Here is a 25,791-nt window from a genome sequence, read left to right on the forward strand (position 1 = left end):
AAGCACTCCAGAATTATTGGCCGGTTTTGGCTTTTGAGCGGGAAATACGCGCTTCGCCAACCAGATAGTCAAAGATGAAAATGATCGCCAGCATCACGACGATGAGGATTGAGCCGTAAGCAATGGCCACGCCGTATTCGCCGTCTTCCACGCGGTTGAGGATGTAGGCGGTGGCGACACGGGTATCCGGCGTGACCAGAAACACGATGGCGCTGACGGTGGTGATGGCGCGCACGAAGCTGTAAATCAGCGCCGAAAGAATGGCCGGTCGCAGCAGCGGCAGAAGGATGTACATCACCGTACGCATGGATCCGGCACGCAGGCTGAGTGAGGCTTCATCCAGCGATTTATCCAGTTGCCCGAGCCCGGCAATACCCGCGCGGATACCCACCGGCACGTTACGCATCACCATCGAAATAATGACAATCGCCGCTGTCCCGGTCAGGTAAACCGGCGCACTGTTAAAGGCCAGAATGTAGGAGATCCCGGCGACCGTGCCCGGCACCGCAAAGCACAGCATGGTGCTGAACTCGATGGTTTTTTTGCCACGAAACTGCTGACGCACCACGATGTAGGCAATCAGCAGGCCGAACAGCGCGGTGATCGGTGCGGCTATTCCCGCGTAGAGCAAGGTATCAAGCAGCGAAGGCCATGCGCCGTCGGAGAAGCCCTGACCAAACAGTTTGGTGAAGTTGGCGAAGGTCAGCGTGTAATCCACGCCCCAGTTGACGGTGAAACTGCCGTAGAAAATGCTGCCGTAAAGCAGGGCGTTGAACGCCACCCACACCGCCAGCAACGCGGTCACGCCCCACACCAGCGTCACCGGCAGCGGCTGAACGTCGCCGCGTGAAGTTTTGCCGGAAATGGTGACGTAGGAGCGTTTGCCGATCCACATGTACTGCACGCAGAACACCAGCAACGAGAACACCAGTAAGATCACGCCGAGCGTACTGGCGGCCTGATAGTCCAGCTGCGCGCCGGTGATGTAGAAGTAAATTTGCGTGGCGAGTACGTCGAAATTGCCACCGAGCACCAGCGGGTTACTGAAATCTGCCAGCGACTGAACGATGACGATCAAAAACGCGTTGGCCAGTGCCGGTTTGAGCAGCGGCAGGAAGACGCGGTGGAAGGTCTGCCAGCGGCTGGCGCGCAGGGTGTACGACGCTTCTTCCAGCGACGGATGAATCGTTTTGATTGCGCCGTCGAGGATCATAAACGCCATCGGCGTGAACGCCAGAACCTGCGCCAGCCAGATGCCGGTAAATCCATACAGCCAGTTGGTGTTGGTCAGCCCAAACCAGTCCGCCATAAACTCGGTGAGATAACCGGAGCGGCCCATCATCAGCGTCACGCCGAGGCCAACAATAAACGGCGGGGTGACGATCGGCAGAATCGAGAAAATACGACCAATCACCGCTGACCGTTTGGCGATGCGCGTGGTGTAAATCGCCAGCACCAGCCCGAAGAAAGTACAGCCGATACCGACGGCGACCGAGAGCAGGAACGAGTTCCAGATCACCTGCAAAATATGCGACTGGCCGAGCACTGCCATAAACGCCAGCGGTGCGAAATCACCGGTGTCGTTGGTGAACATCGGAATGAAAATCGCAATACTTGGATAAATGATGAAGACGGCGATCAGCGCGATGATGCAGATGAGCGAGCCGAGCACGAAGCGGTCGCCGCCCAGCCATTCCAGTCGTGAAAGCGCCAGTGAGCAAATCGCGCCGAGCGCGATAAACATCAGAATGCTGCCGTAGCCCAGACCGCGACCTATCAGCGTGGCGCTGACAATCATAAAAAGCGCGCAGAACACCGACCAGGCGGCATCAAACTGATGACGGCGACGGGCTTCCAGCCGCTGCGCGTAACGCGGGCGGAACAGCAGAGCCATCGGCAAGATCAGCCACAGCAGGCTGAGGTTCAGCCCGGACCAGCCGTAGGCGGCAAGGATTTCATCCGAAGTGGATTCGAGCAGACCGTAGTCCAGGCTCCACGACGGCAGCAGCACAAAAGCCGCCAGAATCAGCCCCAGCCAACCGAAAACCGGGTCACGGCGTCGGGTGTCAGGCAGGGTTAGTGAATGAGACATAGCGTCCCCTTATTAAGTTAGAAAAAGGTGTTGGCGATAAATAATGCTCAATGAGAAAGCCCGGCAACTCCCTCCCCTTCGCAGGGGAGGGAGTAAGGCCATATCAATAACTTACGTGGGCTTTTACTGGGTCTCTTTGCCCATCTTCACTTCGTTAACCCATTTGGTGATCAGTTCTTTACGCATATCGGACGCGCCGTACTTGTCCATGTCGTAGTTGATGAGTTTCAGGTCGCTCATTTTCAGTGAATTCGGCGACGTTTCTGCGGTGGTGTTGGTCAGGATCTGATAGGACTGGCCTTTCTTCCACGCCAGTTCCTGCGCGTCTTTAGACAGGGCCCAGTCGACAAACAGTTTGGCGTTATCCAGATTGCGCGCGCCTTTCAAAATACTGACGCCGCCGATTTCATAGCCGGAGCCTTCGCACGGGGAAATCAGTTTCAGCGGTGCGCCACTCTCTTTTTCCTGAGCGTAATCGTGCAGGAAGCCGATGCCAATGGCGGTTTCGCCACGCGCAGCGTTACGGGCCGGGGCGATGCCGGATTTTGTGTATTGAGAAATGTTGGTGTTGAGCTTTTTCAGGTAATCAAAAGCCTGATCTTCGCCCCACAGTTGCGCGAAGGTGGCAAGCGCAGTGTAGGCGGTGCCGGAACTTTGCGGATCGGCAATCTGAATCTCGCCTTTGTAGATTGGGTTGGTCAGGTCTTTCCAGCATTTCGGTTCGGGCAGGTTTTTCTCTTTCAGGCGATTAGTGTTCACGCCGACGCCCAGAATGCCGATATACACGGCGGAGGAGTAGTTACCTTTGCGTTTGGCCGGATCCTGGAAGTTCGGCATGATTTGCGCGAGGTTTGGAGATTTGTACGCCTGCAACAGATCCATCTCACCGGCCTGCGACTGAGGATCTAAGGTCCCGCCGTACCAGACGTCAGCCTGCGGGTTTTTCTTCTCCGCTTCGACTTTCGCCAGCGTGCTGCCGGAGCCGTTGCGGATGAATGAGGTTTTGACGTCATACTTCTCGCCGAAGGCTTTGGTTTCTTCTTCACACATGGCGTTGGTGGCGCTGCAATAGACCACCAGACGACCTTTGGCCTGTGCGGCACCGGTGAATGCGGTCATGGCAACGGCCGCGGCGAGGAGGGAGTAGGTGAGTTTAGATTTCATGGTGTTTACCTTTTTCTTGTTATGTTGCAGGACAGAGAACCTTGTCAGTTGTCCGGCGGAGCGGACTGTAATTCGCGTTTACTGATCCCGGCCATCATCATCGGCATCAGCAGCAGCCCGACGAAGGCCGAAGCCATCGTCAGTACGGCAAAAAATCCCGACCAGCCGTAGTGTTGCATCACCACGGCCAGTGGCCACCCGGCCAGCGCTGCGCCGAGGTAGGCGAACAGGCCGAGGAATCCGGTCACCGTACCCGCCGCGTCTTTGTGTGAATATTCCGTGGCCGCAAGGCCTATCAGCATTTGCGGGCCGAAAACAAAAAATCCGATGCTGAAGAAACTCAGCGCCAGAAGCCCGAAGTGATGCACCGGTGCCAGCCACAGGGCGGTGACGGTCAGAAACAGCCCCAGAGAAAACAGTAAAATCATTGGCGCGCGCTGCCCGCGAAACAGCAGGTCAGAGCCCCAGCCGGCGAACAGGGCGCCGAGCAAACCGCCGAGTTCGAAAAGTGACAGTGTCGCGTTTGCACTGAGCAAATTGACGCCGTGATTCTCCGCCAGCCAGATATTGCCCCAGTCATTGAGCGCAATGCGGATCAGGTACACCAGCACGTATGAGACACCGAGCAGCCAGATCGTCCGGTTCTGCAAAATTGTCTGGCGCAAAATCTGCATCATGCCCATCGGCGGGCTTTGCTGTTCCTGCCGCAGTTCCAGCGGGTCACGGCGCCATTCGCCTACGGTCGGTAAGCCTTCCTGCTGCGGTGTGCCGCATAACTGGCGACACAGCCACAATCCGAGGACAATTCCCACCGCGCCTGGCACCAGCAAGGCCGCCTGCCAGCCCCACGTCGCCGCCAGTAATCCTGACAGCAGCGGAACCGCCGCACCGCCGATGTTGATCGACGTATTCCAGCAGCCCCACCAGAAGCCGCGTTCGTTGCGCGAATACCAGTGCGTCAGCAATCTGGCGCACGGCGGCCAGCCCCAGCCCTGAAAGAATCCGTTCAGCGTCCACACGATCAGCAGCGCGGTCAGCGAATGACAAAAGGCGAACAGAATATTCAGCACGCCGGTCATCAGTAATCCGACGCCCATAAACCAGCGGGCTCCGGTACGGTCGCTGTAGATCCCCGAGATAAATTTCGAGCCGCCGTAGGCCAGATAAAACAGCGTGCCGAGCAGGCCGATATCGCCTTTGGTCAGTCCCAGTTCCAGCTGCATCACCGGCATCGCGAAGGTGACGCTCCGGCGGGTGAGATAGAACGCGGCGTAACCGATAACCATCGACAGCAATAAATGCACGCGCCAGTAACGGTAGTTTTTATCCACATCAGCGGCGGATAACGGCGTTGCGGTCATGGTGTTCTCCAACGTATTGAGGCGAGTGTAGGCGGGTGTTTTGTCGGGCGGATGAGACAAGGTTTTAGATGACTAGGAATTATTCCTAGTCAGGGCGGTGTTCTTTGCAAATCTGTGGGCAACTTAACAATTATGCGGGTGCCATCCTGCTGGCTGAGCAGCCATTCGCCGCCGAGTGCCCGGACCCGTTCTTCAATTCCGCGCAGCCCGAAGCCTTCTTTCACCGGCTGAGTGAAGCCGATGCCGTTGTCGCAGACGTCCAGCACCAGCATGTTATGTTGCTCTGTCAGGCTGACGCGTACCTCGGTGGCTCCGGCGTGCTTGTTGATGTTGTTGAGCAACTCCTGCACCAGGCGGTACAGCGTGAAAATCAGGGTATCGTCGGTTGGCACCCCCGGCAGCCGGTAGTCGAGCTGAAAATCGATCCCCTGCTGCGCGAAGGCAAATTCACCGGCCAGATGATGCAGGGCTTTATCGAGCGCCATCTCATCCAGCACCGGCGGACGGAGCTGGCGCAACAGTTGCCGCGTGGTGTGGTGAATACGCTGGGAAAGTTCGCCGATCTGCTTTGCGGCCGCGTGCGTGGCATCACCGTGCGGGCTGCGGTCGACCAGCATCGCCTGGATCTGAATCGCGGTAATATTCTGGCCGATTTCATCGTGCAACTCGCGGGCGATTTCTTTGCGCACGGCTTCCTCGGTATGCACCAGCCGTTCGGTCAGCTGGCGGCGGGTGTGGAGTTCCTGCTCCAGCTGTAACCGGTAGCGATTGAGATGCGATGCCAGCTGTTGCTGACGGCTGATGGCGATCCCAAGCCCGATGCCGAGCAGCGCCTGCGTCGAGAGAAACAGTTCCAGCTCCAGCAGATCGTGAAACGCGCCGCTCATCTGGCGGGTCACGGTGATCATCAGGCTGCCCAGCACCGCCGCCAGCACGCCGCCTTGCCAGCCAAAGGCATAGGCCATCACCACGTTGGGCAGGAAGACCAGAATGATCAGCAGCCTTTCCACTTCGGGTGCCAGCGTCATTTGCAGACAGACGGCGAGGGCGAAAAACAGCGAACACCAGATCAGCAGGGAAGTGCGCAGCGGCGGATCGGGGATCTCCTGCGCAAGCAGGTTTTGCAGATGTTGCTGCTTGAGGTATTCATAAATCAGATAGATAAAAGGCGTCAGCAGAATGCCGCCGGTGAACGAAGCGAGCAGCGTCTGGCTTAGTGGCGAATTCAGCCACAGGCCTGGCATTGCCATCTGCAACAGGCTGTTGCCTGCCACGGCGCCGAGCAACAGCAAAAGTCGTTGCCAGTAGAGGGTAAATCGCCGCCAGAAATGCTGCACCAGCGCGGCGGGGATCAGGCTCAGGAACGGCGAAAGCAGAATAATCCAGTGGGTCTGCAATTGTTCGCTGTGCAGCCAGAGGGCAATGCCGAGTTCTGACGCCAGCATCGCCGGCCAGTAACGGCGTGAAAGCAGCGTCATCAGCGCCAGGCGAAAGCCCTGCGGCAGAAGCAGCATTGCCTGCTGACCGTTTTGCGTGAGGTAAAAACTGATCGACCACAGCGCCAGCCAGCACAGGCTGTAGAAAATGGCGAGAAACAGCGTCAGGCCAAATCTGCGCATCAGGCGAGCAGGTTATGCAAAATGGCGAAATGCACCAGTTCGATGGTGGTTTCGCACTGAAGTTTGCCGAGGATATTGGCACGGTGGACATGCACAGTTTTATGGCTGAGTTCGAGCTGTTCGGCGATTGCCTTCACGCTCAGCCCGTTGACCAGCAAGTCGAAAATCTCGCGTTCGCGCGGCGTCAGCGCCTGTAGCGCTTTCGGTGTTTGCTGGCTCTGGCGCAATGCCAGCAGGGCATCTGAACAGAGATAACGGCCACCGGCGTGAACCGTTCGCACTGCCTGTACCAGCTCTTCCGGGCCGCAACGCTTGGTGAGATAGCCGCCGGCACCGGCGTCGAGCGCGCTTTGCACGAATGCCGTGGTGTCGTAAATGCTCAAAATAATGGCGCGAAAATCAGGCCGCTGATGCCGTAGGCGCGCAAGCAGGCTCAGTCCGCTTTCGTCGGGCATGGCGATATCCATCACCGCCACGTCAATGTTCATTTTTAGCAGCGACGACCAGGCGTTCGCCGCCGAAGCATACTGGCCGACAATCTGGATATCCGGCTCAAGGCCGAGCAGCTGGGCAAAACCGGAACGAACCACAACGTGGTCATCAATCAAAGCAACGTTAATCATTAGGCGTAACTGAATGTAAATGAGATTCGCATAATGCTCATGAATAGTTGCAGTTGGCAACAAAGCCGTGAGGAATTGCAGGGCAGGTAACGGAATTTGAGTTACGGCGGGAGGAGGGAAAGGAAAGGGCGCGGGGAATTCCCGCACCCTGGCAGAATGTCTTACAGTTCGGCTTTGAAGCTGTGCAGGCGGCGCATGGTTTTTTCCAGGCCTTCTTTCATCAGCAGTTCGGTGCAACGCAGTGCTTCGTCGATCGCATCGTCAATCAGCTTTTGTTCATTGGCCGGCGGCTTGCCGAGCACAAATCCCACCACTTTGCTTTTATCGCCCGGATGACCAATGCCGATGCGCAGACGGTAGAAGTTCGGATTATTGCCGAATTTGCTTTGAATATCTTTCAGACCATTGTGGCCGCCGTTGCCGCCGCCAAGTTTGATTTTCGCCAGCCCCGGAGGAATATCCAGATCGTCGTGGGCGACCAGAATTTCTTCCGGCTCAATGCGATAGAACTGTGCCATCGCCAGCACCGCTTTTCCGCTGAGGTTCATAAAGGTGGTCGGCACCAGCAGACGAACGTCCTCACCGGCCAGAGACAGCCGCGCGGTATAACCGAAAAATTTACTTTCTTCTTTCAACTGCTGATTGTGCTGGCGGGCGAGGAGGTCGACATACCAGGCACCCGCATTGTGACGGGTTTGGGCATATTCGGCACCGGGATTGGCCAGCCCGACAATTAATTTAATGCTGCTCACGGTTTTCGCTTCTTCATCTGGTGAGGTTTAGGCGCACAGTTTACCTGCCTGTCAGTGCCATGCCAAATAAAGGGCGGGGGAAAAGCCGCAGATAGTGTCGAAAATGAATAATGCCAACGGATAACTATTCACCCTACGAATGTATATGTCTGGAAAACGTAAAGTTTTGTCACTCATTGTTCTTTGAATGTGATCGTTGCCGCAAAGTGAACCGGTTGGGACGTCTATAGTTAAGGCAGGAAAAGACAAGACAGCAATGATGCTAAATGAACGCTATCTGGAGGTGACATATGAAACGTAAAACCGCAACAAGACTGGGCAATGCCCTGATGGGTCTCGGTTTGCTCACAATGGTCGGTGGCGTTGGTTATTCCATTTTAAATCAACTGCCTGAGCTCGGGCTTCCACAGTTCCTGGCGCACGGCGCGATCGGCAGCATCTTTATCGGTGCGATTTTATGGCTGACCGGTGCGAGAGTCGGTGGCCGCGAACGTGTAGCAGATCGCTACTGGTGGGTACGTCATTACGACTCACGTTGCAGTAAGTCTCATCGCCACTCCTGATTTAGCCTGAAGGCTGGATATAAAAAAACCGTTGTCGCTCACGCCACAACGGTTTTTTTGCATTTCTGATGAATCAAAACATTTAAAACAAAACGCCCCTGAAAACAGGGGCGTGATGATTAATGCTCGAACATTGCAGAAATGGATTCTTCGTTACTGATGCGGCGGATAGCCTCAGCCAGCATACCTGACAGCGTCAGGGTACGGACTTTCTTCAGCGCACGAATTTCCGCGGATAGCGGGATGGTGTCGCATACGATCACTTCGTCGATAACGGAGTTACGGATGTTTTCCACTGCATTGCCGGAGAAGATCGGGTGAGTTGCATAGGCAAATACGCGCTTCGCACCGCGTTCTTTCAGTGCTTCAGCCGCTTTACACAGCGTGCCACCGGTATCGATCATGTCATCAACCAGAACGCAATCACGGCCAGCGACGTCACCGATAATGTGCATCACCTGAGAAACGTTTGCGCGTGGGCGACGTTTGTCGATGATGGCCATGTCGGTATCGTTGAGGAGTTTAGCGACGGCACGGGCGCGGACAACGCCACCGATGTCCGGAGAAACCACGATTGGGTTTTCCAGGTTTTGTTGCAGCATGTCTTCGAGCAGGATTGGGCTGCCGAACACATTGTCTACAGGCACATCGAAGAAGCCCTGAATTTGTTCTGCGTGAAGATCCACGGTCAGAACGCGGTCAACGCCAACGCTGGAGAGGAAATCAGCCACCACTTTCGCGGTGATAGGGACACGGGCTGAACGAACCCGGCGATCCTGACGTGCGTAGCCGAAGTAAGGAATAACGGCGGTGATACGACCGGCGGATGCGCGGCGTAAGGCATCAACCATCACGACCAGTTCCATCAGGTTATCGTTAGTAGGCGCGCAGGTGGACTGGATAATGAAAATATCTCCGCCACGTACATTTTCGTTGATTTGCACACTTACTTCACCGTCACTGAAACGACTGACGGCGGCGTCACCAAGGCTGGTGTATAAACGGTTGGCAATACGTTGTGCTAGTTCCGGGGTGGCGTTACCAGCAAAAAGCTTCATATCAGGCACGAGAAGAACCTCAGGCTTGCGTCCAGGGAAGACATTGGCTTTTGGCACCACCGGGCGGTGAGCGGTACCAAAGCATTATGCTCACGAGAAAATAAAAATCTTTAAAACTTTAAATCTTGAATCTTAAAACAAAACTCTTTGTGAATGAGTTGTAGCAAGTAGCTGGCAAAGAACAGACACAAAACCGCTGTGACGCTCTACGCTTTGCCCGCATCCCTCAACCAGGTTTCACGAAAACGGTGCAAGGGCGAAATGTTAACGCCTTTCGCGACAAAACCCCGCATCCACGATGGGGCTTTGTCTAAAACGTGACGGGCAGCAGATTCGGTGTCGAATTCGGCAAACACACAAGCCCCTGTCCCAGTCAGTCTTGACGGCGCGTATTCTAACAGCCAAGAAAGTAGCTGTTCAACCTCGTAAAATCGTTTTCTCGCAATCGGTTCGCAATCATTTGCGTAAGGCGTGTTCAAAAGCACATTAACAGTGCGTTTTGGTGTATTTCTGGTCAGTTGAGGATCACCGAAAATCACCGGGGTCGGAATACTCACGCCGGGATGGGCAATCAGAAACCATTTTTCCTGCGGTGTCACCGGTTGCAAAATCTCGCCGATGCCTTCAGCGAAGGCCGCATGACCCATCACAAAAACGGGCACGTCGGCACCAAGCTGGATACCCAGCTGCGCCAGTTCGGTATCAGAGTAGCCACAATTCCATAACGTATTGAGCGCGATGAGCACGGTCGCCGCATTAGACGAACCGCCACCCAAACCGCCGCCCATCGGAATACGTTTTTGCAGGGAAATCTCCACGCCCGGAGAGACGCCCGCGTGTGACTGCAACAGACGCGCGGCGCGGATAACCAGATTCTCGTCATCCGCCACGCCTTCCGTTGGCGTGGTCAGCACGATCGCGCCGTCATCACGCACGGTAAAACTCAGGCTGTCGCCGTAATCTACAAACTGAAACAACGTCTGCAAGTCGTGATAGCCGTTCGGACGCTGCCCGGTGATATAGAGGAACAAATTGAGTTTAGCCGGAGACGGCCACAATTGCTGCGTCATCTCAGTTAAGCGTCCAGTTATCCATTTTCAGTTTGATGCGTTGTTCGCCCTGGGTCATTTCCAGACGCTGCGGCAGGGAAGGTTTTGCATCGTCATCGTAGCTTTGATAAACCACGGTGCCCGGTTTGCCATTCTGGGTGAATTTCACCTGAGACAGGCGGTACTGGCTGTCGAGTGTGAAATCAGTGCCATCACCCGGCAGGCCAAGCATCCACAAACGCAAATTATCCAAAGGGATCGACATACCGGTCAGCTTTTGGATCATGTCGTCAGGATTGTCGCTGGTGTAGTGCTTGCCTTCATTATTCGTCAGCTGCGCCACGCCGCTTTGCACTTTCAGCTCCATTTCGGTGCTGCCGAGCGGATTAGTCAGCAATAAACGGTAGCTGTCGCGGGAATATTGTTGCCAGAAGAAGCGGGCATAGACTTTCTGTTTATCGGAAAGGTAAGCGAAAGAGCCGCGGGTCTGATAGTGGTCAAGCTGTTTGACCTGAGCTTCGTGTTCACGCCATTGCGCAGACGTCGGGCTGGTCGCCGGGCCTTTCGGCGTATTAAAAGAACACGCGGCAAGCACTAAGCTTGCAAGAGGAAGAAGGCGAACAAAATGGGCTTTACGCATTGGCATAACAGATTAAATCCTTTGTGCGATGGCGGAATGTAGTTTTGGTCAACAAAATGTCTCAATAAACCAAAAGGTGCCAGGACAAATTCGGCGTGCGCTAGTTTAGCACAGCCAAAGCATCGGGTGTTCTCAACCCGAAGCAGATGATCGGCGATAAAGCCGTTTTGGGAAAATGCTGATTTGTAATTGGATTTAACTGTTGGTGCTGTACGCCTTTTATTGATCTCGCGCATCTTGTAGAATGCGCAGCAGACGTAAACCCATACTATTATAAAGTATAAGCCGATAACCGCTTCCCATATGACCCTGCTTGCATTAGGTATCAACCACAAAACGGCCCCGGTGTCTCTGCGGGAACGGGTAACCTTTTCGCCCGAGACACTCGACCAGGCGCTCTCCAGTCTGCTCCAGCAACCGCTGGTGCAGGGCGGCGTGGTGTTGTCTACGTGCAACCGCACTGAGCTGTACCTCAGCGTTGAACAGCAAGGCAATCTGCAGGATCAACTGGTGAAATGGTTGTGCGACTATCATCATCTCAGTGAAGATGAAGTGCGCAAAAGCTTGTACTGGCACCACGGGAATGAAGCGGTCAGCCATCTGATGCGTGTCGCCAGCGGGCTGGATTCGCTGGTGCTCGGCGAGCCGCAAATTCTCGGGCAGGTCAAAAAGGCCTTTGCCGAATCTCAAAATGGTCAGGCGGTATCCGGTGAGCTGGAGCGACTGTTCCAGAAATCTTTCTCCGTCGCAAAACGGGTGCGTACTGAAACGGATATCGGTGCGAGTGCCGTTTCCGTTGCGTTTGCCGCCTGTACGCTGGCGCGCCAGATTTTTGAATCCCTGTCAGACGTCAGCGTGCTGCTGGTCGGTGCGGGTGAAACCATTGAACTGGTGGCGCGTCATCTGCATCAGCATAACGTCCGTCATATGATGATTGCCAACCGTACCCGCGAACGTGCGCAGGCGCTGGCGAGCGAAGTGAACGCAGAAGTGATCAGCCTGCAGGATATCGATTCCCGTCTGGCTGAAGCTGACATCATTATCAGTTCGACCGCCAGTCCGCTGCCGATCATCGGTAAAGGTATGGTGGAACGCGCACTGAAAGCCCGTCGTAACCAGCCAATGCTGATGGTGGATATCGCCGTTCCGCGCGATATTGAGCCGGAAGTCGGCAAACTGGCCAACGCCTATCTGTACAGCGTTGATGACCTGCACAGCATCATTCAGAACAATCTTGCCCAACGCAAAGCCGCTGCTATCCAGGCGGAAACTATCGTTGAGCAGGAGAGCTCCAACTTCATGGCCTGGCTGCGCTCGCAGGGAGCCGTTGAAATTATTCGTGATTATCGCTCGCGTGCTGATATTATTCGCGCCGACGCAGAAGCCAAAGCCATCGCAGCTATTGCGCAGGGCGCTGACGTCGAAGCGGTGATCCATGAATTAGCCCACAAATTGACAAACCGCCTTATTCACGCGCCAACCCGTTCTCTGCAACAGGCAGCCAGCGACGGTGATGTGGAGCGTTTGCAAATTTTACGCGACAGCCTCGGGCTGGGTCAGCAATAGTTCCTCTTTTCTCACAGGGTTAAACACCACGCATGAAGCCTTCTATTGTTGCCAAACTGGAAGCGTTACAAGAGCGCCACGAAGAAGTGCAGGCGATGCTCGGCGACGCCAGCGTTATTGCCGATCAGGACAAATTTCGCGGTCTGTCCCGCGAGTACTCCCAGTTAACCGCCGTTTCTGAGTGCTTTCTGGCCTGGCGCCAGGCGCAGGAAGATTTAGAAACTGCCGAAATGATGCTCGACGATCCCGAGATGCGCGAAATGGCGCAGGACGAAATCAAAGACTGCAAAGCCACCATCGAAGAGCTGGAAGAAAAATTACAGCTTCTCCTGCTGCCGAAAGATCCTGACGATGAACGCGGCTGTTTCCTTGAAATCCGTGCCGGAACCGGTGGCGATGAAGCGGCGATTTTTGCCGGTGATTTATTCCGCATGTACAGCCGTTACGCCGAAATGCGTCGCTGGCGGGTGGAAATTGTGAGCGCCAGCGAAGGTGAGCACGGCGGCTATAAAGAAGTGATTGCCAAAGTGATCGGCGAGGGCGCTTACGGCCAGTTCAAATTTGAGTCGGGCGGACACCGCGTTCAGCGAGTGCCTGAAACCGAATCTCAGGGGCGCATTCATACTTCCGCCTGTACCGTGGCGGTAATGCCAGAAATTCCTGAAGCCGAAATGCCGGAAATTAACGCCGGTGATTTGCGCATCGATACCTTCCGTTCCTCGGGCGCGGGCGGTCAGCACGTTAACACCACCGACTCCGCCATCCGTATTACGCACATTCCTACCGGTATCGTGGTGGAATGTCAGGATGAGCGTTCACAGCACAAGAACAAAGCCAAAGCATTGTCCGTGCTGGGTGCGCGTATCCGTGCCGCCGAAGTGGCCAAACGTCATGCCGAAGAAGCCTCGACGCGCCGTAACCTGCTGGGCACCGGTGACCGCTCTGACCGTAACCGTACCTACAACTTCCCGCAGGGGCGCGTGACCGATCATCGCATCAACCTGACGATTTACCGTCTGGATGAAGTGATGGAAGGCAAACTGGATGCACTCATTCAGCCGATCGTGCAGGAATATCAGGCCGATCAGCTTGCTGCGCTTTCCGAGCAGGACTAATGGATTTTCAGCACTGGCTGCGTGACGCCACCGCGCGTCTGGCCGGGGGCGAAAGCCCGAAGCGTGATGCTGAAATCTTGCTCGGTTTTGTGACCGGCCGGGCAAGAACTTTCATTATGGCGTTTGGCGAAACGGCGCTTACGCCTGAGCAACGTCAACAGCTCGAGACTCTGCTGGTGCGACGCGAGCAGGGTGAGCCGGTTGCTTATCTGACCGGCGAGCGCGAATTCTGGTCGCTGCCGCTCTCGGTTTCTCCCGCCACACTGATTCCCCGCCCTGATACCGAATGTCTGGTGGAACAGGCGCTTGCGCGCCTGCCTCAGGAACCGGTTCGGGTCCTGGATTTAGGCACCGGCACCGGCGCGATTGCTCTGGCGATTGCCAGCGAGCGTCCGGACTGCCAGATAACAGGCATTGACCTGCAACCCGCCGCGGTCAGGCTGGCGCAACATAATGCGCAAAAGCTCACCATCCCTAATGCACATTTCCTGCAAGGCAGCTGGTTCACGCCGGTTACCGGTCAAACCTTCGCGCTTATCGCCAGTAATCCGCCCTACATCGACGCCGCCGATCCGCATCTGGCGCAGGGTGACGTGCGTTTTGAACCGGCGAGTGCGCTGGTTGCCGATAATGCAGGTCTGGCTGATCTGGCTCATATTATTTGCAGCGCACCGGCGTATCTTCAGCAGGGCGGCTGGCTGTTACTGGAACACGGCTGGCAGCAGGCGAATGACGTTCAGACGCTGTTGCGTGATGCCGGTTATCACCAGGTATCGACCGTAAAAGATTACGGCGACAACGATCGCGTAACGCTCGGGCAATGGGCGTAGCCCTCTAACCCTATAATAATTCGAAATATCCAAGGAAGCGGGCAATGATCTACGTCTGGATAAAAAATCTGCATTTGCTTACCGTTACGCTGAGTATTTCGCTGTTTGTTTTACGTTTTTTCTGGAAATGGGCGGGTTCTGCTATGATGCAGAAACGCTGGGTGAAGGTCGTGCCACACGTAGTGGACACGTTGCTGTTATTAAGCGGTATCTCGCTTATCTTCATCACACACTTTTATCCGTTCAGCCCACAGGGAACCTGGCTGACCGAAAAGCTTTTCGGCGTTATTATCTACATCGCGTTAGGTTTTGTAGCCCTGAGCAAGCGCCCCGTTAGCCAGAAAACACGCTGGCTGGCCTTTATTCTGGCCCTGGCTTGTCTCTATCTGGTTCTCAAACTGGCGCTGACGAAAATGCCGCTGCTATTGGGATAACTATGAGTACCCTTGCTGATTTCGAATTTAATACTGCCCGTCTCAGTGCCGGAGTGATCAAAGTGACAGAGTCCGTTCGCTTTGATTTCAATGCGGAAGATGTCCGCCGTCAGTTGCAACTGCTGGTTGATGAAGCGCGCCGCGCCGTGCCTGAAGATCTCGATCAGGATCAGCAGCTCGAAGTCCTGATTGAACTATTTTACCGCACCTGGGGGTTTGGCGGCGCGGGCGGTGTGTATCGCCTGTCCGATGCTATCTGGATCGATAAAGTGCTGGCCTCTAAGCAGGGCACACCGGTCTCGCTGGGTGTGATTTTTCTGCACATCGCGCATGAGCTTGATTTACCGCTGATGCCGGTCATTTTCCCCACGCAGCTGATCCTCCGCGCAGACTGGCTGGATGAAGAGATGTGGTTGCTCAATCCTATCAACGGCGACACCCTTAACGAACATATGCTCAGCGTCTGGCTTAAAGGCAATCTCGGCATCACGGCCGAAATTGAAGATGACGATCTGGAAGAAGCGGAGAACACCGTGATCGTGCGTAAAATGCTCGATACGCTCAAAGCAGCGCTGATGGAAGAAAGACAGTTTGAACTGGCGCTGCGGGCAAGTGAAACCGTGTTGCAGTTTGACCCTGAAGACCCGTATGAAATCCGCGATCGTGGCCTGATTTACGTGCAGCTCGACTGCAATCAGGTGGCGGTGTCTGATCTTAATTATTTTGTCGAACAGTGCCCGGAAGACCCGATTTCAGAAGTGATCAAAGTGCAGATCCATGCGATTGAACACAAGCACGTGACGCTGCATTAATTTATTATTACCTTACGTTATCATCTGACGAGTAGTGAAAAGCGCCTCTGGAGGCGATCTCAGATGAAGGATTTATCACTAAAAAGGCCAAAGCATGAAACATAAAGTGGTTAGCATTCAGGACATCAACGTCGCCAACGATCTGCCGTTTGTGTTGTTCGGTGGGATGAACGTACTCGAATCGCGCGACATGGCGATGCGCGTGTGCGAACACTACGTCACCGTGACGCAGAAGCTGGGCATTCCTTACGTTTTCAAGGCGTCTTTCGATAAAGCCAACCGCTCATCGATTCATTCTTACCGTGGTCCGGGTCTGGACGAAGGCATGAAGATTTTCCAGGAGCTGAAGCAGGCTTTCGGCGTGAAAATCATCACCGACGTTCACGAATCCTGGCAGGCACAGCCGGTCTCTGAAGTAGTTGACGTTATCCAGCTGCCTGCGTTTCTGGCGCGTCAGACTGACTTAGTGGAAGCGATGGCAAAAACCGGCGCAGTCATTAACGTGAAAAAACCACAGTTTGTCAGCCCAGGTCAGATGGGTAACATCGTCGATAAATTCAAAGAAGGCGGTAACGATCAGGTCATTCTGTGCGATCGCGGCAGCAACTTCGGTTACGACAATCTGGTTGTCGACATGCTGGGCATGAACGTGATGATCAATGCCACTGGCGGTCATCCGGTGATCTTCGACGTGACCCACGCTCTGCAAACCCGCGATCCGTTTGGCGCAGCGTCCGGCGGCCGTCGTGCCCAGGTGGCTGAGCTGGCGCGTGCGGGTATGGCGGTCGGTATCGCCGGTCTGTTTATCGAAGCGCATGAAGATCCGGCTCACGCGAAATGCGACGGCCCGTCTGCGCTGCCATTAGAGAAACTGGAACCTTTCCTGGTTCAGATGAAAGCCATCGACGATCTGGTGAAAAGCTTCCCGGCACTCGATACCAGCAAATAATCTGGCGGTATCAGAATGAACAAAGGCGACCGCTGTGGTCGCCTTTGTTGTTTAAGGGCTGCGCTTAAAGCGCTTCCTCCAGCTTGCCGTAGAAACTCAGTTTGCCTTCTATCGGCTGCATTCTGGCACGGGCCAGGGTTTTCAGCGGCTGGAAGGGAATTTCAGCGATGCGAACTTCGGTGCCTTCCGTCAGGTTGTCGATGAAGTTGCGCAATGCATTCACGCCACCGGCATCCAGTACCGCGACGCGGTCCCACAGTAATACGATCACTTTCTTGCCTGCGCTGCGCGACTGTAATTCGCTGAAGATTCGTTCGGCGGCGGCGAAGAACAGCGGGCCATTGATGCGCATGACCAGCATATCGTCCGGCGTTTCGACCGGGACTTCCGTCAGGCGGGTGAGCTTAGCGATGCGGCGCATAAACAGCAGCGAGGCCATCACAATACCGGCGGTGATAGCGATCACCATGTCGAACAGCACGGTGAGGCTCATGCAGGTCAGCATGACCAGAATGTCGTCTTTTGGCGCGCGGCGCAGTAAATCCACCACTTTATGCGCTTCGCTCATGTTCCACGCCACCATCAGCAGCAGGGCGGCCATCGCCGCCAGCGGCAGCCACGAAAGCCACGGCGCCAGCACCAGCAGGGCGAGGATCACCAGCAGTGAGTGAATAATGGCAGAAACCGGTGAAGTCGCACCGGCGCGGACGTTGGCCGCCGAGCGGGCAATGGCGGCCGTCGCGGTGATCCCTCCAAAGAACGGGCTGACGATATTACCGATACCCTGACCGATCAGTTCATTGTCCGAGTGGTGTTTTTTACCGGTCATACCGTCGAGCACCACGGCGCACAGCAGCGATTCAATCGCGCCGAGCATCGCCATTGAAAAGGCTGCCGGTAATAACGCCTGCACCAGCGACCAGCTCAGGCCGCTGCCCTGATTCCAGGGTAGGGTGAACTGCGGCAGGATCGCCGGAATGCCGTTGCCCTGTGAACCATCAGGCAGAAGATAATGAAAACGCGAACCGATGGTGGCGACCGGATGTCCGGCCTGCATGAAAATTGCCATCACTGCGCAACCCGCCAGCAATGCCGGAAGATGCCCGGGTACGCGCAGGCCCAGTTTCGGCCAGAAGATCAGTACGCCGAGCGTCACGATACCAATTGCCGCATCGCCATAATCCAGCGTCGGCATGGCCATCACCAGCGCCGCGACTTTACTCAGATAGTGCTCCGGCACTGTGGCCATTGTCAGCCCGAAGAAGTCTTTGAACTGCATGGTACCGATAGTAATGGCAATCCCCGAGGTGAAACCGAGTGTCACCGGCAGCGGAATGTATTCGATAAGCCGGCCAAAGCGCGCCATGCCCATCAGCAGTAGAATGAAACCGGACATCAGCGTCGCCAGTAATAAACCGGAGAGGCCAAATTGTTGTGAGACCGGAAAGAGGATCACCACGAACGCGGCGGTCGGCCCGGACACGCTGAAGCGAGACCCGCCGCAAATGGCGATCACAATCCCTGCTATCGCTGACGTATAAAGCCCGTATTGCGGCGGAACACCACTGGCAATGGCCAGTGCCATGGCGAGTGGGATCGCGATGATCCCGACAGTGACACCGGCAATGGCATCTTTGAGCAGACGTGGGAGAGAATATTTTTCATGGAAACAGGCATCAATCAGAGCACTGAACAGCCTGATACGGCGACTTCCTGAGGTATTCATACGGCGTAAACCACCTGACGAAAAAGGATTGAAAAGAACACGGGTTATCCATTACCCGAAAGCACTAGCTTACGCCGATCCTCCTGACGTCATCTAGATGTAAATCAAGGAGTGACAAGGCTGCGGCCTGTATCCTGTGCGCCAGTTTAATTCCCGGCAATGTGACACGTCCCGCTATATTTAAGTGTCGGGAACAATCAAGGCATTGATCATCTATATTTAAGTTAATGCCCGTAATTTGGAGAGAAAAGCGTGAGGGGACGCATTTATCTATGCCGGATATCATATCGCTCAATAGCTTGTATGCGGATATTTGCGTTACGTATGCCACGCTGTCGATTATCTTTTTTGTCCTGAGTCGCAGCGAACCCTTCACCTTTCAAGGAGCACACTGGAAACGCATCGTCTTCGGCGTCGTGGCGGGATTTACCGCACTGTATTTGCGTGGCAACCGTCTGGTACTGGTCGACGACTTATCCTTCAGTTTCGAAATGCTGCCGATGATTTTAGTCACCTTTTTTGGTGGCTGGCTCAGCGGGCTGTGCAGTTTTATTGTGGCGTTTTTATTCAGCGGCATGTTCACCCTCAATAATCTGTTTATCGCCATCATTCTTTGTACGCTGTTCACTTTCCGCGTCTGGCGCAGACGCAAACATCGCGAACTCTATATTACCATTATTCTGGTCGGAATTTTCCGCCTGGCGCTGGTGTCGGGTATTCATGGGATCGACGTTCCCTGGTCAGAACTGCTTTTTTATCAGGCAATTGCCGCGGGTTGTATGATCCTCTGTTATCACGCGCTGAATTATAAAGAGATGTACATGAGCAAAGTCTTCACCATTCGGGTGAAGGCGGCCACCGATGATCTGACGCAAATTAACAATCGCGCCAGCATCGATTACTGGCTGGCGCAACGGCAGGTGCAGCGTGAAGCCTGCGGGCTGATTTTGCTGGATATCGATAACTTCAAACACGTCAACGACACGCTCGGGCATCTGGCCGGGGACCGGGTTTTGATCGAAGTGGGGCGGTTACTGCGGCATCTGACGCGAAATGATGATTTTGCCGGTCGCTACGGCGGTGAAGAGTTTCTGGTGATGACCTCGAATTACGATCCCGATACGCTGCTGGCGATTGCCGAACGTATCCGCAAAGAGGTCGAAGATTGCCTCATTATTCTTGAGGATGGCAGGGAGCTAAAAGTGACAGCGTCACTTGGCGTATCGCTCTATCTGCCGGGAATGATTATCCGTAAATCCCTGAAACTTGCCGATTTATCTTTATACGAGGCCAAGCGGCAGGGGAAAAATCGTGTGGTCGGCAGTTCTATTCTGACGCTGGCCGCGCTGGGGGATAAACGTCTGCCTACCCGAAATCCCTGATAATGAAAATGAAAAGGAGCCGGTTATCGACTCCTTTTTTGCGTTTATGCGTGTGTCCTTCTTCTGCGCCCGTTACTTCTGCGTGCCTTCCTCAATCTCTGGCGGAGAAGTCAGATCTGCGGCTTTACGCATTTCCCCGACGTCCTTCGCCGTGACCGTGGCGGCCGCCGGATTGCCAAACTGCTTGCTGACGTAGTTGCTCAGCGTAGCAATCTGTTCATCATCCAGCTGGTTGGCGAAAGACGGCATCATCACTTCACCTTTTTCCATATGACGCTGGACGCCATTGAGGATCACCGACACCTGATTGCGGTTGTCATAAGAACCGGTGCTGGAGTGGTGGAAGAGTGAAGGATAGGCGTGGAAGCCTGCGCCAATTCCTTCTCCGCCTTTGCCGTGGCAGGCGGCGCAGCTGGCGTTGAACAGCGCTGCGGCGGATTTATCCATCGACAGACCCTGAGCGCGCACCGGATAGACATCCCGATCTTTCTGGCCCCATGCATCGCGCGGTTTGGTTTGTTTCTCATCGCCCACCGCCGGAACCGAACGGATGTAGGTGGCGATGGCGTTCAGATCGCTGTCCGAAAGATGTTGCAGGCTGTGCTCAATGGCTTCAGCCATCGCACCCGACGCCGAGGCTTTTCCGGCGACGAAACCGGTTTTCAGATAAGCCACCAGCTCTTCCTGCGACCAGTTGCCAATGCCGGCGTTTTTATCTGGCGTAATGTTAAACGCCGTCCATGCGCCCAGATCGCCACCTGAAAGGGCTTTGTCGTTGTCCATGCCCATGGTCAGCGTGCGCGGCGTGTGGCAGGTGCCGCAGTGCTCGAGGGCTTCCACCAGATACGCGCCCCGGTTCCAGTCGGCGGACTTCGACGGATCGTTTTTCAACTCGCCTTTGTCGAAGTTAAACCACTTCCAGACGCGCATACCCCAGCGCTGGTTGAACGGGAATGACAAATCGGTCTGCGGCCCGGCGGAATGCACCGCCGGTTGCGACATCAGATAGGCTTTGATCGCCAGCACTTCGTCGCGTTTCATTTTGGTAAAGGAGTCATAGGGCATGGCCGGATAAAGCTGCTGACCTTCTTTGCCCACGCCTTCGCGCACTGCGCGCACGAATTCCTCGTCCGTCCAGTTGCCGATCCCAAACTCTTTATCGGATGAAATATTCGTGCCGTAAATCACCCCGAAAGGGGAAGCCAGCGGATAGCCGCCGCCAAATTTTGCGCTTTTATCCGCACCCGGCGCGGTATGGCAGGCAGTACAGTCACCGGCGATCGCCAGATATTCACCACGTTTAATGAGCGCGGTATTCTCTGGCGTAACCGCTGCCAAGACGCTGGTCGCCACCATTAACGGCAACATCGCCAGCATGAAATTCATTTTCATTGCTCAATCCTCAGAAAATCAGGCCAGGCTTTTCAGCACCGTATCCGCCATGCGTAAAGCCAGCGCCGTACCGGACAGCGTGGAGTTCACCGTCGAGGCCGACGGCATGATGCCGGTACCGGCGATAAACAGGTTCGGATGATCGTGTGTGCGACAGTCGCCATCCACTACCGAATCCTTCGGATCACTGCCCATGATCATGGTGCCGGTGATGTGCTGGTTGTTGTCATACACGCCACGTTTGCTGTACACCACGTCGGTACCGCCCATTTCTTTGACGATCTTCTGGAAGTCGAGCATCGACTGGTCATAGCCGCGATGAACGTATTCCGGGAATTTGTAATACACCTCAAGACGCGGAATACCCCATTCATCTTTTTCGGTTTTGCTTAAGACGACACGATTTTCCGGCTCCGGCAGCATCTCCAGCAGGCATTTGAGCTGAATAAACCGCTCAGACTGAAAAGTCAGTTTGTCGTTCAGCGCTTTGCCGTAATAGCCCTGGCGTACCAGACGCTCGGTCAGATATCGCACCGGTGAGGTGTTTGCCACATCGATGCGCAGCGCGGAACGTTCGCCACGGAATTCACCGTCGCGCAGGTTATTGATACTGCCCGGACGCATCGGACCGCGGCCAAAATACACCGGCTCATCGGCGTAGAACTCCACGGAGGTCCCCGGATGATCCATCAGGTTTCGTCCCACCATGCCGGAGCTGTTGGCGATACCATTTGGGTATTTTTCGCTGGTGGACATCAGCAGCAGTTTCGGGCTTTCAATACCGTTGGCGGTCAGCACGAACCGTTTACCGGTGACTTTGTGCATCACTTTGTCGGCATCGAGATAATGCACAGCGACGATTTCGCCACTGTCGTTGGCTTCAATTTTGCACACCACGGCGTTGGCAATGACACGCACGCCGGCTTCGATAGCTTTACGGGCGGAGATGCCGCCGTGGTATTGCGCATCGATCGGGCAGACCGGCATACAGTTATTGTTACCGCAGCAGGCAGGACGGCCATCATAAGGAATACTGTTGCGCGCCTGCGGACCAATACCCAGCACATAACCCAGTTTGGCGATGCGTTTACTGATGCGGTCAAAACCGTAAGGCAGCGGAATACCCGGCAGCGGATAGGGCTGCGAACGCGGAGAATCCAGCGCATCGTCACCGGATACGCCCATCTGGATTTCGGCCTCGGTGTAATAAGGTTCGAGATCGTCGTAGCCGATCGGCCAGTCGCGACCGATGCCGTACAGGGTTTTGATCTTCATGTCGTTCGGCAGCAGGCGAAACGCTTGTCCGGCCCAGTGCCAGGTGGTGCCGCCGACGCCGCGCAGGTATTGCGCCGCATATAAATCCGGGCCTTTCTGGATCAGATAGTTATTATCTTTTGGCTGGAATTTCGGCTGCGGAGCCCAGGGTTTCGGTGGATACGGCTCGGTGAAATCGCCTTTCAGCGGCGACTGCCGGAACAGTTCCACCGCTTCATCGCGTTTAATGACCGGCCCTGAATCGAGCATCAGCACGGAAACCCCGGCTTTGACCATTTTCAGCGCCGCCAGGGAGCCGGCAATACCGGCACCGATAACGACAACGTCTGCGTTCAGTGCATCAGCCATGAGCGTTTACCTCCTGAGTGTTTTGCGATGCGGCAGCAGGTTTGTGGATCCAGAAATTCGGTTCACCCGGCGCATAGCTGGGAGGCAGCAGGTTATTTTTCAGCAGCTGATAGCTGACGATATTTTCGAATCCGATGCATTGCTGACTGCCCGGCTGACCGACCACGCCGAGATACCAGCCGCTGACCAGTTGCTGATACAACTTCGCCATTTCAGCCGGTTGCTGTGCTAACAGCAGATGCAGGGAGTCGCCGACGACGTCAGTATTTTCAGCGATCAGTACCGAAAGTGCATCGAGCTGGGTGTCGAGTTTGGCATGATGCAGCCAGCTATAGAGTGCCTGCGCAAGATGGGGTTCCAGCGCATCCATACCGGTCAGCTGTCTGGAAAGCCGCATAAAACTGGCGGGCATAGTCACGGCCGATGCCAGAGGCGGCGCGGCGTGAGCCAGTGTGGCAAACACGCCACCGCCGAGTAGCTGGCTGCCGATCCCGGCTGCCAGCACGCCCGCAGTGCCGAGAACCATCCGGCGACGAGAGAGGTTGATCATTGTGTCTTTTCCATAAAACGGCCACGGCGTGGCCATTAATCAAACTGTTTCGGATGGGGTTATTTCAGAACGCTGGCGGCTTTTTCAGAGGACTGGTTGTCAATCTCCTGCTTCGGCGTGCTGACGCCAACCGCGCCCACCACTTCGCCGTTAAGCGTCAGCGGGAAGCCGCCGCCCAGTGCGACCGCGTGAGGGATCGCCAGAACCGTGGTTTCGCCGCCCTGCAAACGCTGCATGAATTTCAGCGAAGGGGCGTGATAGAGGGCGGACGTGCGGGCTTTGCCAATTGACGCCTCAACGCAACCGGCCGGAGAACCGTCCAGGCGCTGGAAGGCCAGTAATGAACCAGATGCATCAACAACGGCAACGCAACCGGTGCTGTGCTGTTGTGCCAGCGTCGATTTCACGCTGTCGATCACGCTGGCGGCCTGCGCATTATCAAGCTGAGGGTGATCGGCGGCAAACGCAGATGTGGCAGAAAAAAGAAATGTGGCGGCACAGAGTAACGCGCGCGCGGAGTGTTTTTTAACAGACATAGACTCATCCCTTGTAGCAGTTGCAACAGCATTGCTTCGAATAAAAAATTTATAAAAATCATTAATTTTAAAACAATAACCTTAACTGTCCGGACGCCTGACGGCGTTTCTTAAAGCCAAAGTAACCACAAGGTTATTGTTTTATGTTTCGTGGATGTTAATTCAATTAACAAAATAGAAGAAGTGACGGTTACGGTGGGCAACTACTCAAAAAGAAGATTTTCAGATGATAAAGTGCGCAAATCGGGCTGGCAGGCCTTATGGAATAAGGACTGAACATTTTGTGCGAATATGTACCAGATGATCCATTGTGATAAATGAAATGTGATCGGGTTAACAAAAAAGCCCTCCGGGCGGAAGGCTTTGTGCGGTGTGAAGGGGATTATTTCGTCGGCTGCCAGCTGCTGCGACATTCGTCGCGGCGGAAGTTCAGCACGCGGCTGCGGTTAGAAATCAGCTTTACGTTATAGCCCTGAAAATACAGGCAGAAGTTTTTCTTCCACGGGCCGTCCGGCAGTTCCACCAATAAACGCCCGGCACCCAGCGACGACAGCTGACCGCTGGCGCGTAATGTGCCGACGCCCATCAGCAGCCGGTCTCCCTCAATATCAAACGCGGCTTTTGATTCCGGGTGATACCAGCGACCCTGAACCATTTTCAGGCAGTCATTAGGTTCGACCGGCGTGAAGTAACGCGGTGCATGGCCGATTTCGCCTTTAATGGCTTTACCGTCCCAGCGCAGACGCATTGGCATATGCGCCGACAGCGTAATTGCCTCACCGGCATCCTCGCCCTCATACAGGTTATCTGCACAACCCAGATAGCTGGCCGTACCGTTGCTGACGTTCAGCCAGTACGGTTCAGCAGTGCTGGCATAAAGGCCATCCGGCAGGGCGTGGCTGCGTGGCGGAAGCGGGGTGGCCAGCAGCGCCGACATCACCTCCAGCGCATGGGTGTACGCCGTGGTGTCTTCGCGGTTAGAGACCAGCGCGACCCCGATATCCCGTTGCGGATGCAGCAGGAAATAGGTTTTGTACCCGGCGTGCGAACCGCCGTGGCCATAAACCGTATGTTCACCGATTTGCGTTGAGGTGGTGCCCAGTCCGTAGGCGGAGGGAATATCGCCGTGCAGATAACGCGGTTCCGTCAGGGTTTTCAGCACGCCCTCGCCGGGACCGGTATTGCTCAGCAGGCTTTGCAGCCAGACGGAAAGCGACCGGACGCTGCCGGTCAGGCTGCCGGACGCCGAAAGATGCAGACCGGCGACGGCGGTTTTCCAGCCGGTCGCATCCTGCCAGTAACCGGGTGCCAGATCGGGCACGATATCGAACCAGGTTTCCGGCGCGTGGAAAGCGATATCCAGCGGACGTGCGATGTGCTGTTGCAGCAGATCTTCAAACAAAATGCCTTTTTGTTTCAGGATCTCTTCCACCAGCCGGTAGCCGGTGTTGCTGTAAGAAATCTCAGTGCCCGCCGGGAAATTCAGCGCGCCGTCTTGTGCCAGAAACGCCATGATATCTGCGGCGTCGCTGACGTTATAAACCGACACACCGAGCAGCGAGAGCGTTTCGCGCACGTCCGGCAAACCGCCGGTCATATCCAGCGCCTGGCCGACAGTCACCTGCGACATCGGTGCTTTCAGCTGCGGTAAATGCTGGCCTAGCGTATCGTTAAGCGTAAGGCCGGCGTCGCTGCGCAGTAACGCCAGCGTGGCGAAAATGTGCTTGGTGACCGAGGCGTAGCGCACCACCGAATCGATGCCAAAAGGTTCGGCGGTGGTCAGATTCGCCAACCCGCCGGTGGCGCAGCTGCGCAGAGTTTTGCTGTCGAAAAGGGTGATGGCGCCGCCCGGTTCGCCGGGTTTGTTCCAGCTCTGCGTGATGCGTTTCGCCGCAGTCTCTGCCGCCTGCCACTGTAATGCAGACTGTGTGGTGGATGTCATGAACGTCTCCCAA

At 55.3% G+C, this 25,791-nt stretch carries 23 protein-coding genes; 8 read left to right on the forward strand and 15 right to left on the reverse strand.

Going from position 1 to position 25,791, the window contains the following annotated elements; translation table 11 throughout:
* Positions 1–13: 13 nt before the first annotated feature.
* The 6 genes from ACMHLI_RS06965 to pth all read right to left on the reverse strand — a co-directional run bounded on the left by ACMHLI_RS06965 (position 14) and on the right by pth (position 7,611).
* Complete coding sequence (locus tag ACMHLI_RS06965; RefSeq protein WP_112167696.1) at positions 14–2,092, reverse strand: ABC transporter permease; 2,079 nt, start codon at positions 2,090–2,092, stop codon at positions 14–16.
* A gap of 123 nt (positions 2,093–2,215) precedes the next feature.
* A complete protein-coding gene (locus ACMHLI_RS06970) occupies positions 2,216–3,256 on the reverse strand; it encodes an ABC transporter substrate-binding protein (RefSeq protein WP_413528819.1) in 1,041 nt (346 codons plus the stop codon).
* A gap of 44 nt (positions 3,257–3,300) precedes the next feature.
* Complete coding sequence (uhpC, locus tag ACMHLI_RS06975) at positions 3,301–4,617, reverse strand: MFS transporter family glucose-6-phosphate receptor UhpC (protein ID WP_413528820.1); 1,317 nt, start codon at positions 4,615–4,617, stop codon at positions 3,301–3,303.
* An 89-nt stretch (positions 4,618–4,706) separates the two neighbouring features.
* Positions 4,707–6,236 carry an MASE1 domain-containing protein gene (locus tag ACMHLI_RS06980; protein ID WP_413528821.1) on the reverse strand — a complete coding sequence of 510 codons (1,530 nt, stop codon included), beginning with the start codon at positions 6,234–6,236 and terminating at the stop codon, positions 4,707–4,709.
* Positions 6,236–6,859, reverse strand: coding sequence for a response regulator (locus ACMHLI_RS06985; protein ID WP_413528822.1), 624 nt, complete (start codon positions 6,857–6,859; stop codon positions 6,236–6,238). Before ACMHLI_RS06985 ends, ACMHLI_RS06980 begins: the two co-directional genes overlap by 1 nt.
* A 161-nt stretch (positions 6,860–7,020) precedes the next feature.
* Complete coding sequence (gene pth / locus ACMHLI_RS06990) at positions 7,021–7,611, reverse strand: aminoacyl-tRNA hydrolase (protein ID WP_413528823.1); 591 nt, start codon at positions 7,609–7,611, stop codon at positions 7,021–7,023.
* Positions 7,612–7,901: 290 nt separating this feature from the next.
* On the opposite strand from pth, the gene ychH reads away from it, so the two are divergent.
* Positions 7,902–8,174, forward strand: a complete 273-nt coding sequence (gene ychH / locus ACMHLI_RS06995; RefSeq protein ID WP_413528824.1) for a stress-induced protein YchH — start codon at positions 7,902–7,904, stop codon at positions 8,172–8,174.
* 119 nt (positions 8,175–8,293) lie between these two features.
* On the opposite strand, the gene prs is transcribed toward ychH, so the two are convergent.
* From prs to lolB, 3 genes are all read right to left on the reverse strand, one after another.
* Positions 8,294–9,241 carry a ribose-phosphate diphosphokinase gene (gene prs, locus ACMHLI_RS07000; protein ID WP_104921955.1) on the reverse strand — a complete coding sequence of 316 codons (948 nt, stop codon included), beginning with the start codon at positions 9,239–9,241 and terminating at the stop codon, positions 8,294–8,296.
* A gap of 197 nt (positions 9,242–9,438) precedes the next feature.
* A complete protein-coding gene (ispE, locus tag ACMHLI_RS07005; protein WP_413528825.1) occupies positions 9,439–10,302 on the reverse strand; it encodes a 4-(cytidine 5'-diphospho)-2-C-methyl-D-erythritol kinase in 864 nt (287 codons plus the stop codon).
* 1 nt (position 10,303) lies between these two features.
* Positions 10,304–10,927: a lipoprotein insertase outer membrane protein LolB gene (gene lolB / locus ACMHLI_RS07010; protein ID WP_413528826.1), complete on the reverse strand. Its 624-nt coding sequence runs from the start codon at positions 10,925–10,927 to the stop codon at positions 10,304–10,306.
* 297 nt (positions 10,928–11,224) lie between these two features.
* Between lolB and hemA the strand changes: the two genes are divergently transcribed.
* From hemA to kdsA, 6 genes are all read left to right on the forward strand, one after another.
* Positions 11,225–12,487: a glutamyl-tRNA reductase gene (gene hemA / locus ACMHLI_RS07015; RefSeq protein ID WP_413528827.1), complete on the forward strand. Its 1,263-nt coding sequence runs from the start codon at positions 11,225–11,227 to the stop codon at positions 12,485–12,487.
* Positions 12,488–12,519: 32 nt separating this feature from the next.
* Positions 12,520–13,602 (forward strand): peptide chain release factor 1, encoded by a 1,083-nt coding sequence (gene prfA / locus ACMHLI_RS07020; protein WP_112167707.1) that lies wholly within the window; start codon positions 12,520–12,522, stop codon positions 13,600–13,602.
* The gene (gene prmC, locus ACMHLI_RS07025) at positions 13,602–14,432 is read left to right on the forward strand and encodes a peptide chain release factor N(5)-glutamine methyltransferase (protein WP_413528828.1); all 831 of its coding nucleotides are present in this window, start codon (positions 13,602–13,604) and stop codon (positions 14,430–14,432) included. The genes prfA and prmC overlap by 1 nt, the downstream gene beginning before the upstream one ends.
* 44 nt (positions 14,433–14,476) lie before the next feature.
* Positions 14,477–14,866, forward strand: a complete 390-nt coding sequence (locus tag ACMHLI_RS07030) for a SirB2 family protein (protein WP_413528829.1) — start codon at positions 14,477–14,479, stop codon at positions 14,864–14,866.
* A gap of 2 nt (positions 14,867–14,868) precedes the next feature.
* Complete coding sequence (gene sirB1, locus ACMHLI_RS07035; RefSeq protein ID WP_112167710.1) at positions 14,869–15,678, forward strand: invasion regulator SirB1; 810 nt, start codon at positions 14,869–14,871, stop codon at positions 15,676–15,678.
* A 94-nt stretch (positions 15,679–15,772) separates the two neighbouring features.
* Complete coding sequence (gene kdsA / locus ACMHLI_RS07040; RefSeq protein WP_413528830.1) at positions 15,773–16,627, forward strand: 3-deoxy-8-phosphooctulonate synthase; 855 nt, start codon at positions 15,773–15,775, stop codon at positions 16,625–16,627.
* Between the two features lie 64 nt (positions 16,628–16,691).
* Here the strand turns inward: kdsA and dauA are convergent, their stop codons facing one another.
* A complete protein-coding gene (gene dauA, locus ACMHLI_RS07045; protein WP_413528831.1) occupies positions 16,692–18,353 on the reverse strand; it encodes a C4-dicarboxylic acid transporter DauA in 1,662 nt (553 codons plus the stop codon).
* A gap of 272 nt (positions 18,354–18,625) precedes the next feature.
* Between dauA and ACMHLI_RS07050 the strand changes: the two genes are divergently transcribed.
* A complete protein-coding gene (locus ACMHLI_RS07050; RefSeq protein WP_413528832.1) occupies positions 18,626–19,735 on the forward strand; it encodes a GGDEF domain-containing protein in 1,110 nt (369 codons plus the stop codon).
* A 72-nt stretch (positions 19,736–19,807) separates the two neighbouring features.
* Here ACMHLI_RS07050 and ACMHLI_RS07055 read toward each other — a convergent pair whose 3' ends face one another.
* From ACMHLI_RS07055 to ACMHLI_RS07075, 5 genes are all read right to left on the reverse strand, one after another.
* Positions 19,808–21,127: a c-type cytochrome gene (locus ACMHLI_RS07055; protein WP_413528833.1), complete on the reverse strand. Its 1,320-nt coding sequence runs from the start codon at positions 21,125–21,127 to the stop codon at positions 19,808–19,810.
* Between the two features lie 18 nt (positions 21,128–21,145).
* Positions 21,146–22,750 (reverse strand): GMC family oxidoreductase, encoded by a 1,605-nt coding sequence (locus tag ACMHLI_RS07060; protein WP_413528834.1) that lies wholly within the window; start codon positions 22,748–22,750, stop codon positions 21,146–21,148.
* Entirely contained in the window at positions 22,743–23,300 is a 558-nt protein-coding gene (locus ACMHLI_RS07065; RefSeq protein WP_413528835.1) for a sugar dehydrogenase complex small subunit, read from the reverse strand. The genes ACMHLI_RS07060 and ACMHLI_RS07065 overlap by 8 nt, the downstream gene beginning before the upstream one ends.
* A gap of 59 nt (positions 23,301–23,359) precedes the next feature.
* Complete coding sequence (locus tag ACMHLI_RS07070; protein WP_413528836.1) at positions 23,360–23,836, reverse strand: GlcG/HbpS family heme-binding protein; 477 nt, start codon at positions 23,834–23,836, stop codon at positions 23,360–23,362.
* A gap of 382 nt (positions 23,837–24,218) precedes the next feature.
* Positions 24,219–25,778 (reverse strand): serine hydrolase domain-containing protein, encoded by a 1,560-nt coding sequence (locus ACMHLI_RS07075; RefSeq protein ID WP_413528837.1) that lies wholly within the window; start codon positions 25,776–25,778, stop codon positions 24,219–24,221.
* Positions 25,779–25,791 lie beyond the last annotated feature (13 nt).

The organism is Rahnella inusitata (assembly GCF_965118895.1).
Classification (GTDB): Bacteria; Pseudomonadota; Gammaproteobacteria; order Enterobacterales; family Enterobacteriaceae; genus Rahnella; species Rahnella inusitata_A.